The sequence below is a fragment of the Sphingobium sp. TCM1 genome (genome assembly GCF_001650725.1).
Classification (GTDB): Bacteria; Pseudomonadota; Alphaproteobacteria; order Sphingomonadales; family Sphingomonadaceae; genus Sphingobium.
The window spans coordinates 247,859-259,278 of record NZ_LXVX01000016.1; the positions used below are offsets into that span (position 1 = coordinate 247,859).

The 11,420-nt window shown below is 65.8% G+C and carries 10 protein-coding genes and 1 tRNA gene; 6 read left to right on the forward strand and 5 right to left on the reverse strand.

What is annotated here, in order from left to right; genetic code table 11:
• Nucleotides 1–25 precede the first annotated feature (25 nt).
• The 3 genes from A7Q26_RS13740 to A7Q26_RS13750 all read right to left on the reverse strand — a co-directional run bounded on the left by A7Q26_RS13740 (nt 26) and on the right by A7Q26_RS13750 (nt 2,737).
• On the reverse strand, nt 26–1,243 hold the full coding sequence (locus A7Q26_RS13740; protein WP_066860491.1) for an argininosuccinate synthase: 1,218 nt from the start codon (nt 1,241–1,243) through the stop codon (nt 26–28).
• Between the two features lie 140 nt (nt 1,244–1,383).
• A complete protein-coding gene (locus A7Q26_RS13745) occupies nt 1,384–2,370 on the reverse strand; it encodes a hypothetical protein (RefSeq protein WP_066860616.1) in 987 nt (328 codons plus the stop codon).
• A gap of 160 nt (nt 2,371–2,530) precedes the next feature.
• Nucleotides 2,531–2,737 (reverse strand): DUF4169 family protein, encoded by a 207-nt coding sequence (locus tag A7Q26_RS13750; RefSeq protein ID WP_066860494.1) that lies wholly within the window; start codon nt 2,735–2,737, stop codon nt 2,531–2,533.
• A 92-nt stretch (nt 2,738–2,829) separates the two neighbouring features.
• Between A7Q26_RS13750 and A7Q26_RS13755 the strand changes: the two genes are divergently transcribed.
• Nucleotides 2,830–3,825 (forward strand): LacI family DNA-binding transcriptional regulator, encoded by a 996-nt coding sequence (locus A7Q26_RS13755; protein ID WP_066860497.1) that lies wholly within the window; start codon nt 2,830–2,832, stop codon nt 3,823–3,825.
• 8 nt (nt 3,826–3,833) lie between these two features.
• Here A7Q26_RS13755 and A7Q26_RS13760 read toward each other — a convergent pair.
• Nucleotides 3,834–3,907 (reverse strand) — tRNA-Gly (locus A7Q26_RS13760).
• A gap of 86 nt (nt 3,908–3,993) precedes the next feature.
• On the opposite strand from A7Q26_RS13760, the gene A7Q26_RS13765 reads away from it, so the two are divergent.
• The 4 genes from A7Q26_RS13765 (at nt 3,994) to A7Q26_RS13780 (ending at nt 9,483) form a co-directional block, all read left to right on the forward strand.
• Nucleotides 3,994–4,935, forward strand: coding sequence for a LysR family transcriptional regulator (locus tag A7Q26_RS13765; protein ID WP_066860502.1), 942 nt, complete (start codon nt 3,994–3,996; stop codon nt 4,933–4,935).
• 180 nt (nt 4,936–5,115) lie between these two features.
• Nucleotides 5,116–7,299 (forward strand): TonB-dependent receptor domain-containing protein, encoded by a 2,184-nt coding sequence (locus tag A7Q26_RS13770; protein ID WP_066860505.1) that lies wholly within the window; start codon nt 5,116–5,118, stop codon nt 7,297–7,299.
• Nucleotides 7,300–7,356: 57 nt separating this feature from the next.
• Nucleotides 7,357–8,472, forward strand: a complete 1,116-nt coding sequence (locus A7Q26_RS13775; RefSeq protein WP_066860508.1) for a DUF47 family protein — start codon at nt 7,357–7,359, stop codon at nt 8,470–8,472.
• 12 nt (nt 8,473–8,484) lie between these two features.
• On the forward strand, nt 8,485–9,483 hold the full coding sequence (locus A7Q26_RS13780) for an inorganic phosphate transporter (RefSeq protein ID WP_066860511.1): 999 nt from the start codon (nt 8,485–8,487) through the stop codon (nt 9,481–9,483).
• Between the two features lie 58 nt (nt 9,484–9,541).
• On the opposite strand, the gene A7Q26_RS13785 is transcribed toward A7Q26_RS13780, so the two are convergent.
• The gene (locus A7Q26_RS13785; protein ID WP_066860619.1) at nt 9,542–9,727 is read right to left on the reverse strand and encodes a hypothetical protein; all 186 of its coding nucleotides are present in this window, start codon (nt 9,725–9,727) and stop codon (nt 9,542–9,544) included.
• A 141-nt stretch (nt 9,728–9,868) separates the two neighbouring features.
• Here A7Q26_RS13785 and A7Q26_RS13790 point away from each other — a divergent pair, with 141 nt between their 5' ends.
• A complete protein-coding gene (locus tag A7Q26_RS13790) occupies nt 9,869–11,278 on the forward strand; it encodes a helix-turn-helix domain-containing protein (protein WP_066860513.1) in 1,410 nt (469 codons plus the stop codon).
• Nucleotides 11,279–11,420: the final 142 nt, after the last annotated feature.

An 11,420-nucleotide genomic window follows, 5' to 3' on the forward strand; every position in this document is an offset into this window, starting at 1 on the left:
AATTGTAACGGGCGGCATCGCGATCTCAACGATCGCGCCGTCCCAGCAAACGAAGCCGCAGCGCATTGAGCTTGATGAAGCCAGCCGCATCGCGCTGGTCATAGGCGCCCGCGTCATCCTCGAAGGTCACGACCTTCTCGCTGTAGAGGGAATAGGGCGACTTCCGGCCGACGACATAGACGCCGCCCTTGTAGAGCTTGAGGCGGACGGTGCCCGTCACCTTTTCCTGGCTATGGTCGATCGCAGCCTGGAGCATCTCCCGCTCGGGGCTGAACCAGAAGCCGTTATAGATAAGTTCGGCATAGCGCGGCGCCAGTTCGTCCTTCAGGTGCGCGGCGCCACGGTCGAGCGTCAACTGCTCGATACCGCGATGGGCGAGGTGATAGATGGTGCCGCCCGGCGTCTCGTACATGCCGCGCGACTTCATGCCGACGAAGCGGTTTTCCACCAGGTCGAGCCGACCGATACCATGCTTGCGGCCATAGTCATTCAGCGTTTCGAGCAGCGTCGCGGGCGACATGCCGACGCCGTTGATCGCGACGCCATCACCGCGCTCGAAATCGATCGTGATATATTCGGGCGCGTCGGGCGCGTCTTCCGGGTTCACCGTACGCGAATAGACATAATCCGGGGTTTCCTCCCACGGATCCTCCAGCACTTTGCCTTCCGACGAAGTGTGCAGCATGTTCGCATCGGTCGAGAAAGGGCTTTCGCCACGCTTGTCGCGCGGAATCGGAATCTGGTGCTTCTCGGCGAACTCAATCAGCTTGGTGCGGCTGGCCAGATCCCATTCGCGCCAGGGCGCGATCACCTTGATGTCGGGGGCGAGGCCATAATAGCCCAGTTCGAAGCGGACCTGATCGTTACCCTTGCCGGTCGCGCCGTGCGACACCGCGTCGGCGCCCACCATCTTCGCGATCTCGATCTGGCGCTTGGCGATCAGCGGACGGGCGATCGAGGTGCCGAGCAGGTAGAGACCTTCATAAAGCGCGTTGGAGCGCATCATCGGGAAGACATAATCCTTCACGAATTCCTCGCGCAGGTCGTCGATGAAGATATGCTCTTCCTTGACCCCCATCAGGCGGGCCTTGGCGCGGGCCGGTTCCAGCTCCTCGCCCTGCCCCAGATCGGCGGTGAAGGTCACCACTTCGCACTGATAGGTCTGCTGGAGCCATTTCAGGATCACGCTGGTGTCGAGGCCACCGGAAAAGGCGAGGACGATACGGTTGATCTTGTCGGACATGGGCGGCGACTCTTTTCGTGCAGAAGGACGCGGAATTGATGCGCGCGCCCGGTATCAGGCAAGCCGCCAAAGCGCAACCGGACATGAAGAAAGCCGGGCGTTCCGACGCCCGGCTTTCTTCATGTCACGCGGATGGTCGGTCAGCTTGTGCGCGGCTTGCCGAAGCCCGGCCGCTGGCGATCCGCACCGAAGCGATAGACAGTCTGGCTGCGGTCCGAGGCCGACAAGGGGGCCGACGCGGCCGACGCAGGGACCGGTTCGGCATGGACCGTCTGTGGCGGGACATGGGGCGCCGCTTCCATCGCTCGCTCGGCCAGCAGGAACTTGGCGCGGCGCAGGCGCTTAGTCCGGGTGGTGAAGGGATTGTCCGCGCTGGGCGGCGCGGCGACCATCGCCTCAAGCGTCGCATCGGCTGGCATCGCCGCCATAGGGGCCATGGCCGGACGGGCGACCATCGGGCGTGCCGGCGCGGGCGTCATTGCGACGGCGGGGATCAGCGAGGGTTCAAGCGCGCGCACCGGGCCGGCATAATCTTCCTCCGGTCGACGACGACGCATCATCGCCGCCCCGCCCAGCCCCAGCAGCAGCAGCGCACCGCCGCCCAGTGCCCATAGGAGCGCATCGTCCGTCCGCCCCGACTGGGGCGTGGTCGCGGGCGTGACAACCGGATCGCCCGTGGCGGCCTCGACGGGCGCAGGAGCAGGCAGGACAGGTTCCGCCGCAACGGGCGGAGATGCAGGGGCAGACTGTGGAGCGGGCGCCGGCGCCCGCTCCGTCATGCGTTCGGCGCGGGACGCCGGCCGGGGCTGCGGCCTCGCTTCTGCCGTGCGGCGGGCGGCCGGTTGCGCGCCCTGTTCCGCCTCTGCTGCGGCGGTCGCGACGGCGATGCGCTCTTCCAGGGGCGGGGTGGCCTGCACCACCGGAGCGCTGGGCTTGAATACCGGCGATGGCGTGGTTGCGGGAGCTACCGGCATGGGCGTCGCCGCGGGTGTCGGCGCGTCCGGCACGGTCGTGGGGGCTACCAGCGGCGGCGCGACAGTCTGCGCGAATAGCGGGGTTGCACTGAGGGCCAGAACAGCGGCGATCGCGGCCCTGGCGGGGCGAATGGTGCGAATATGTCCAGTCATAGCGGCAATGAAACCGCCGAACGGGTGATTAATCTCACCCATTCGATCAGAATCGGGATGAATCGAGCAAGGCCCGCGCCGTGCCGAACAATATTAATAAGCGTTCATCTGAAGATGAACCGAACATTGACGAAACTCATGATACTCGATGAGCTCGATACTATGATTCTTCTGCGTCCGCCTGACCGTTTGTCTTTTCGCGTCGCGCGCCTTCCAGCAGAGCAATCCGCGCCTTTTCATCCGCCGCGTCGGCGACCCGCTGCGCCTTGCTTCGGCCGAACTTCACGCGATTGACCTCCGCCTGGCTCGCCTTGTCGGCGCGTGCTTTCGCCTTTCGCGCCTGGCGCAGGTTGATGACGTTGCTCATGCGCGCAGCATAGGGCCGGGGACCGCATCTTGCCAAGAGGCCCGAAATCCGGGCATGACAACCTTTTCCCAGCGTCCCGAGCCAAGTATCCCATGACGAGCATCCACGACGTCGCCGCCCGCGCCAAGGTTTCGATCAAGACGGTGTCACGCGTCGTCAACAAGGCGCCCAATGTCAGCGACGAACTGCGCGAACGCGTCCAGGCGGCGATCGATCAGCTTGGCTATCGCCCCAACCAGTCGGCGCGACGGCTCGCGGGCGGGCGCTCCTTCATGATCGCCTTTCTCTATAACAACCCTGCCCCCGGCTATGTCAGCCGCATTCAGATCGGCGCAGCCTGGCGCTGTCGGGAACTGGGCTATCATCTGGTGGTGGAGCCGATCTCACCCCGTGCGGAGGAACGGTTCGAGGTGCTGGAACGGCTGGTCGCGGCACTGCGCCCGGACGGCGTGCTGCTGGTGCCCCCGCTGTCGGACGATGTTGGGCTGCTGGAGCGGCTGGCGGAAATGAAGCTGCCCTGTGCCCGGATCGCGGGTTCGGTGGACGCGCCAAGCTTCACCATCCGCACGCCCGAGCAGGCGGCCGGCCGGATGATGGCCGATCATCTCATCGGCCTTGGCCATCGGCGCATCGGCGTCATCACCCCGCCCGCAACCCACCACGCCGCGCTGCGCCGTGTCGAGGGGTTTCGCGAGGGGTTGGCCGCCGCCGGGATCGCCGTGGACGAAGCCCTGTTCGTACCTGGCCGGTTCGATTTCGCCTCCGGCATCGAGGCAGGCGAGGCGCTGCTCGCCCAGCCCCAGCCGCCGACCGCGGTCTTTGCCACCAATGACGAAATGGCGCTGGGCGTGCTGACGCTGGCGCATCGCATCGGCCTGCGCGTGCCGGAGGATCTCTCGGTGACGGGCTTCGACGACACGACGGCCAGCCTCACCTCATGGCCGCCGCTGACCACCGTGCGCCAGCCGCTGGAGGATATGGGGCGCTGCGTAATCGACGCACTGGCCGCCGGCCCGCTCGACGTCCCGGAATTCCAGTTCACGCTGATCGAACGCGGAAGCTCGGGTCCGCCGGCGAAGGAAGAATAAGGAAGGGCTGGAGCGGGTAGCGGGGATCGAACCCGCATCACAAGCTTGGAAGGCTAGTGCTCTACCATTGAGCTATACCCGCCCGGCAGGAGAGCGCCCTGCCATCATCGCAGGGGTCTCGTCAAGATCACCCTTACCCATCTTCCGCATTTCCTCTATCAGGCGGTCATGGATCGCCCCTCCCTGCGCCAACTTGACCTTTTCGCGCAGATGGTTGCGGCCGGAAGCCTCGCTCGCTGCGCAATCATGCTGGGGGTGCCGGCAGAAGCGATCGCGCGCGACATGGCGTCATTGGAGATGCGGCTGGGGTACCGGCTGTTCGACGATCTGGAGGGCGCGGCGCGGTTGACCCCGGCGGGGCGCAAGACCGCGCAGGCCATGACCCAGTTGACGCAGGACGAGGCCGACGCACCTGACGATCCTGCGTCGCCGCCGCCAACCGACCCTGTCGTCCTGCCCGCGACGCTGGTTCGCCCCACATCCACCGAACCGCCGCGCCGGACGATCCTTCTCGCCGCCCCAGCGCCGGTCTTCGGCCAGTTGCAGGAGAAATTATCAGCCTTCGAGGCGGCGAACGAGGATATCGCGATCACGCTCGACCTGCACGTCCAGTCGGCCGAAGATGCCGCGGCGGCGCTGCGGCATGGCGGCGCGGACATCGCCTATTTCTATGCGTTGAGCGCGCCGGACGCCTTTCCCTCGCGCTATGGCTGGTCGGAGCAGCTCAACCTCTATGCCGGCGCGGCGCATCCGCTGGCGCGCGCGGACATCGTGTCGCGGGATGATCTCGCAATCAGCCCGATGATCGCGATGGACCGGCGCAACGCCACCCGCGCGATCATCGCTGACGCGCTGGAGCGCGGTCGCGCGCGGCTGGGACCAATGGCCTTGGAAAGCGATGATATGTTCGCAGTAATGTCGGCACTGCGCAAGGGCGCGGGCTTGTTCCCGGCCTTCGGCGCGCTCGCCCGCGACCTGGGGCGAATGGCGGGAATCAGCCGTCTGCCGCTCGACATGCCCCTCCCCCCGATCGAGATCAGACAGGCGCTCGGCCCTAAAGCGGGCGAGACGCCGGCCGTCGAGGCTCTGGCAGAATTTCTGTTTCTCTGAAGCATGGCGCCGCTTGCCAGGGCAACAACGGTTCGCGCCGCGCATGGTGGATCGGCCTCGCTCATCCGTCCTACATGATGCCCCGCGACAAAAACGCGGCGAACTGGTATTGATATGTTGTAACATGCTAGATACAGGGTCTCATCCTCTTTCGCGATTGCCCAAGGATGACAGTCCCCAATGTCCCGTTTTTCTTCGCTTCGTGCCGGTTGCGCCTCGTCCGCCCTATATCCCTACGGCCTGTATCTGGCCGCCGCCTGTCTCGCCTCCCCCGCCTTGGCACAGGCGCCGGCCGACACCGCAGCCCCCGACCAGGCCTATCATGACGATGCGAAGGCCGACATCGTCGTCACTGCGCTGATCCCGCGCCGACAGGGCGACATATTGTCGGGCACGTCGGTCCTGACCGGCGAGAAGCTGACCCGCGACCTGCGCCCCAGCATCGGCGAGACGCTGGCGCGCCAGCCCGGCGTGTCGGCCACCAGCTTCGGTCCCAATGCCTCGCGCCCGATCCTGCGCGGCTTCCAGGGGGAGCGCGTCCGCATCCTGACCGACGGCATCGGCAGTTTCGACGTATCCAACACCTCGGTCGACCATGCCGTCGCCATCAATCCGCTGACCGCCGACCGGATCGAGATATTGCGCGGCCCCGCGGCGCTGCTTTACGGATCGTCGGCGATCGGCGGCGTGGTCAATGTGATCGACAGCCGTATCCCGCGCCGCGTGCCGGACGAACCGATCCATGTCGAGGGCATCGCCACCTATGGCAGCGCCGCGAACGAGCGCACGCTGAGCGGTGAAATAGAAGCGCCGCTGGCGGAGAATTTCGTCGTCCATGTCGACGGCAGCTGGACCAAGACCGACGATCTGCGCACTGGCGGCTATATATTGTCCAAGCCGATGCGGGCGCTGGCCGCCCAGTCGGACGACCCGGAAATCCGCGAGGACGGCCAATGGAAGGGCAAGCTGCCCAACACCGCCGCCGAAACATGGGAAGTGGCGGGCGGCTTCGCCTATGTCGGCGACGGCGGCAATCTGGGCGTGTCGGTTTCGCACAGCGAAAATCGCTATGGCGTGCCGTCGCGGATCGACGTCGCGGAGGATACTGACGATCATGGTCATGACGACGAACCGGGCCACACCCATGAGGATGTGACGTTGGCGATGAAGCAGACCCGAGCCGACCTGCGCGGCGAGGTGGCGACGGGTGGCGGCTTCCTCGACAGCATCCGCCTGCGCGCGGGTTTCGCGGATTACCAGCATCAGGAAATCGAACCCAGCGGCGAGGTCGGTACGACCTTCTACAACCAGTCGATGGAAAGCCGGCTGGAATTCATCCAGGCGCGCCAGGGGGGCTGGGATGGCGCGTTCGGCGCGCAGTTCTTCACCCGCCGGTTCGAAGCGGTCGGCGAAGAGAAATTCCTGCCGAAGAACGAGACCAACCAGATCGGTGTCTTCACGCTTCAATCGATGGACCTTGGCCGCACACGGATCGAGGCGGGGGCGCGCTACGAACATACCGATCTTTCCTCCAACGCCGATGCCGACCTGTTCGTGGGCGGCTATCAGCGCAGCTTCAACGCGCTGTCCGGCTCCGTCGGCATCAGCCAGGAGATCGTGCCGGGCTGGCGGGCGGGCATCAACCTCTCGCGCAGCGAACGCGCGCCGTCGGCCGAGGAGTTGTTCGCGCGCGGCAATCATGCAGGAACCCAGGCGTTCGAACTGGGCGACCCGCGCTTCGGCAAGGAAAAGAGCTGGGGCGCCGAAGCCACGCTGCGCGGCAAAGGCGAAGGCTATAGCGTCAGCTTTGCCGCCTATCACAACTGGTTCGACGGCTATATCTATGACTCGGTCGTCGACGACAGCGTGTGCCAGGCGGCCAATGGCGGGGCGGAGATGGAGTTCCCCTGCTACGCCTATGCCCAGGCCGATGCCCGCTATTATGGCTTCGAGGCCGAAGGATCGGTGAAGCTGGCGCAACTGGGCGGCTACGCCATCAACCTGGACGGCGTTGCCGACTATGTCCGCGCCACCATCAAGGGCAGTGGCCCCGCCCCGCGCATCCCTCCCCTGCGCCTGCTGGGCGGGATCGAGGCGCAGGGCGACCGGATCAGCGCGCGAGCGGAAGTCGAGCATGTATTCGAGCAGGACCGCATCGCCGCGACCGAGACGCCCACCGATGGCTTCACCCTGGTCAACGCGTCGCTCTCATTCAAGCCCTTCGCCGGCAATGACCGCACCACGCTGATGCTGTCGGCCAACAATATCTTCGATGTGGAGGCCCGCCGCCACGCCAGCGTGCTCAAGGATTTCGCTCCGCTCGCGGGCCGCGACATCCGGGTGACGGCGCGCTTCTCCATCTAGGCCGTGAGGGCGGGCGGAGGTGATTGCGCATTATGACAATATTGTTACAAGCGGTCCATGCGCCAGATCGCCGCCCTGCCCTATACCACCGCTGCCGACGGATCGATGCAGATCCTGCTGATCACCTCGCGTGAGACGCGGCGCTGGGTGATTCCAAAGGGCAACCGGATCAAGGGGCTGGCCGGCCATCGCGCCGCCGAACTGGAAGCCTATGAGGAAGCGGGCATCCACGGCATTGCCTGCCCCGCCCCGCTCGGCCGCTACCGCTATGACAAGCGCCGCCGCAAGGGCGGGTCGCGCGAGGCAGAGGTTGAGGTTTTTCCGCTTGCGGTCACGGGCCACCTGACGCAATGGCCCGAACAGGGCCAAAGGGAACTGCGCTGGTTCCCCGTCGCCGAAGCTGCAAGGGCCGTCGACGAACCCGACCTGAAATCGATCATCGCCGCCTTCCGCGAACCGCCCGCCGATCCGGGCTGGTTCATCCGGTTGCTGCTGGCGATACGCGAGAAGCAAAGTGAAAGGACTGGAATGCTGCGCTGGTTTCATGCGCTGATGCCCAAGCAGGGGCGTTTCTTCGAGCAGTTCGAGGATCATGCGACGACGCTGGTCGCCGGCGCCGATGCGCTCGCGAAGCTGCTGAAGGGCGGGCCGGACATGGCCGAGCATATCAAGACCATCTCCGACCAGGAGCATGAGGCGGACGACATCATCCGCGAAGTGTTGCAGGACGTGCGACGCATCTTCGTCACCCCGTTCGACCGCAGCGCCATCACCGGCCTGATCGGCGTTATGGACGACGCGATCGACCAGATGAACCAGACCGCCAAGGCGATCGCGCTGTTCGACGTGAAGGAATTTCCCTCGCAGATGCAGGACATGAGCGCGCTGATCGTCGAATGCGCGCGCATCACGGCCGAAGCCATGCCGCTGCTGCGCTCGCTCAACCTCAATTCCTCACGCCTCCACGACCTGACCGAGCGACTGGTCAAGCTGGAGGGCCATGCCGACATTCTTCATGAAGCCGGCCTCAAGGCGCTCTATGAACAGGCCCGCGCCGGGAACCCGATGGACTTCATTGTCGGCAACGAGATCTACAGCCATCTGGAGAAGGTGACCGACCGGTTCGAGGACGTCGCCAACGAGATTTCCGGGCTGGTCATCGACCACGCCTGACCGCTCATATCCATGGACCCCATCGCCCTCCCGCTGCTGATCGCGCTGATCGGCGTCGCGCTCGCCTTCGACTTCCTGAACGGCCTGCACGACGCAGCCAACTCGATCGCCACCATCGTGTCGACCCGCGTTCTGAAGCCGCAATATGCGGTCGCCTGGGCCGCCTTCTTCAACTTCATCGCCTTCCTCTTCTTTGGCCTGCATGTCGCGACGACGGTGGGCAAGGGCATCGTCGACGCCAGCATCATCGACCCGCAGGTGATCTTCGGCGCGCTGATGGGCGCGATCGCCTGGAACCTCATTACCTGGGGGCTCGGTATCCCGTCCTCGTCCAGCCATGCGCTGATCGGCGGACTGCTGGGCGCGGGGATCGCCAAGGCCGGCCTGACCGCGGTGGTGTGGAGCGGCGTGTTCAAGACCAGCGCCGCAATCGTCCTTTCGCCCACGATCGGCCTGCTGCTGGCGCTGCTGCTGGTCCTGCTCATCAGCTGGATTTTCCGCCGCTTCACCCCGCAGGGCGCCGACAATGTGTTCCGCAAGCTCCAGCTCGTCTCCGCCTCGCTCTATTCGCTCGGCCATGGCGGCAATGACGCACAGAAGACGATGGGGATCATCGCCGTGCTCCTCTATTCTCAGGGGATGCTGAACGGGGAGTTCCACGTTCCCTTCTGGGTAGTCATCAGCTGCCAGGCGGCGATGGGCCTGGGCACGTTGCTGGGCGGGTGGAAGATCGTCCACACCATGGGGTCGAAGATCACCCGGCTGACCCCGGCGCAGGGTTTCTGCGCGGAAACCGGCGGCGCGATCACCCTGTTCCTGGCCACCCATCTGGGCGTGCCGGTGTCCACCACTCACACCATCACCGGCGCGATCGTCGGCGTGGGCGCGTCCCGCCGCCTGTCGGCGGTGCGCTGGAACGTGGCGTCGAGCATCATTGTCGCCTGGGTCGTCACCCTGCCCGCCGCCGCGATCATCGGCGCGGCCTTCTACGGGCTGACCCGCCTGTTCTGAACGGCGTGAGGGCGCGGTCGGTTGCCCGCCGCGCCCTTCCTCCCCTCGCCTTGACGGTTCAGGCCACGCGGCCGAGCCGGTGATAGAGATTGGCATATTTGACCGATTCCGGCTGGTCCTGAACCTCGCGCAGATAATGGGCGATGGCGGTGCGGATCAGGCCGAAATCCTCCTGGCTGAACACCGCACGGGAGCGAGCGGGCTGGGGGTGGCCGTGGGTCTGTTCGATCGTATCGGTGGTCATCCTCTTGTCCTTCATCGCTGGCCCATTGATCGGGCTATGGACAGCGAAATAGACAGCCAAATGCACTTGCGTAAGGCCGATGAGTGGCCTCCAGTCATAATCAGATTTGGTCATTTTGTCATTCTATGACATTATGACCATATGGCAGAGCTGACCGATCGCAAACTCTATCTCGGCCCGAAACTGCGCGTGCTGCGGCGCGAACTGGGCCTCAACCAGACGCGCATGGCGGAGGAACTGGGCGTATCCCCCAGCTATCTCAACCATCTGGAGCGCAACCAGCGCCCGCTGACCGCGCAGATGCTGCTGCGGCTGGCCAATACCTATGACATCGACATTCGCGATTTCACCGCCACCCCGGCCGAGGGCGGCCCCGGCGAACTGAGCGAGATTCTGTCCGATGCGCTGGTCCGCGACATCGGCATCGCACGCGACGAAATATTGGAGGTGGCGGAAAATTATCCGGGCGTCAGCGAGGCGATCGCCCGCTTCTACCGCGCGCTGGGCGACCTGCGCCGCCTGCCGGGCGACGCCCTCGACCGCAGCAGCCCCGGCCCGCTGGTGGCGCCTGTCGACTGGCTGCGCGAGACGATCGCGCGCGCGGGCAATCATTTCGCCGAGATCGACGCGGGCGCGGAAAGCCTGGCCGCCGGCCTGCCCGACGATCCGGCACTGTTGCAGGCGGAATTGCGCGCGCGGCTGAAGGATCGGCACGGCATGAGCGTCCAACTGGTGCGGGGTGACGTGCTGGCGGGAACGCTGCGCCATTATGACATGCACCGGCGACGGCTGATGCTGAGCGAGCGGCTGCCCGCTTCGGGGCGGCTGTTCGCCATCGCCTACCATCTGTGCGCGCAGGAACTGGCCGATTCGATCGCGGCGCAGATCGCCCGCGCCGCGCCGCCCGACGAGGACAGCCGCCGCCTCGCCAGCATCGCGCTCACCAACTATGCCGCCGCCGCGCTCCTCATGCCCTATGACCGCTTCCGCCAGGCGGCCGAACAGGGCCGCCACGACATCGCCCTGCTGCGCGACCGGTTCGGCATGTCCACCGAGCAGGTCGCCCACCGCCTCACCAGCCTCAACCGCACCGGCGCGCGCGGCATCCCCTTCTTCATGGTCCGGATCGACCGCGCCGGCATCATCTCCAAGCGCTTCGACGGCGAGGCATGGCCCTTCGCCCGCTATGGCGGCCTGTGCCCGCGCTGGGACGCGTGCGACGCGCGCGCACCGGACCGGGTCGAAACGCAGTTGATCGAGACGCTGGACGGCCGCCGCTTCGTCACGCTGGCCATGGCGCTGCCCCATCGGCCGGACGGCGGCCGGGCAAGCCCGGTGATCGCGCTGGGGTGCGAGGCCAAACATGCCGGACGCATCGTCCACGCCGACGGGCTCGACACAGAGAAGGACGAGGCGACCGGCGTCGGCCCCACATGCCATTTGTGCGAGCGGCGCGACTGCCCCGACCGGGCGCTGCCGCCGGTGACGCGCGCGCTGGACCTGCACAGCTACGAACGCACGATCGCGCCCTATCCGTTCCGGCGGGTTTAGTGCCGCAGCATCGGGACAGTCTGGAAGCGACCCAGACTGTGTGAAAACGCGTCAGATGTGGTATGGTGATCCAACGTTTTGGGGGATCATATGGGTCGCTTCATTTCCGGTGCTGATCGCAAACAAACCACGCTATTTCCGC